Annotated in this window: 1 protein-coding gene; it reads right to left on the reverse strand. The window is 58.5% G+C overall.

Annotated elements, in window-relative coordinates; translation table 11 throughout:
- Positions 1 to 607, reverse strand: a 607-nt coding sequence (locus AAH446_RS19690; RefSeq protein WP_342908356.1) for an Ig-like domain-containing protein, incomplete at both ends; no start/stop codon positions are given.

A 607-nucleotide genomic window follows, 5' to 3' on the forward strand; every position in this document is an offset into this window, starting at 1 on the left:
TACCTGCGCGCTGTCCTGGTTGTTGGCAGTACGCTGGTTCACCTGCTGCTCGGTGCCGATTTTGTGCAGACCATCGGCCTCATAAAGCTGCATGTAGACCTCGGTACCTGAGGTACCGGTGCCCTGCCATACCACCACGATACGGCCATCGGCCAGTCGGGTGGTTGCCGGGTTAAGCTGCTCGCCTGCGGTGGTGGTGTTCACCTGCGCGCTTTCATTCAGCAAATCGTAAGACCCTAACGCCGCCCCACTGATAAGTGCCGGCTGGCTTTCATTACCCGCAGCATCCGTTGCCGTAATTGTGCCGTTCTCTCCTACACTGAGTGGGTTAGGTTCGATCCTCCATACACCGTTAGCATCCGCGATGGTTGAGTAGACGGTTCCCTCTGCATCCGTCACTTTCACGGTTGCCCCGGCTTCGGTTTGCCCCCCCAGCGCCGCTTCGCTGTTAGTGGAGAGACCCACGTTCGGCGGCAGCACATCCGTATCACTTGAGACTGGCGTGCTCGCTGGCTGATAGTCAATGGCGGTCGGATCGTTATTATCCGGCGTTAACTGCTCCAGTCCCAGGGTATCCACCAGGTCAATGACGCGCCCTTTAATGGCC

The sequence above is a fragment of the Erwinia psychrophila genome (assembly GCF_039023475.1).
Classification (GTDB): domain Bacteria; phylum Pseudomonadota; class Gammaproteobacteria; order Enterobacterales; family Enterobacteriaceae; genus Erwinia.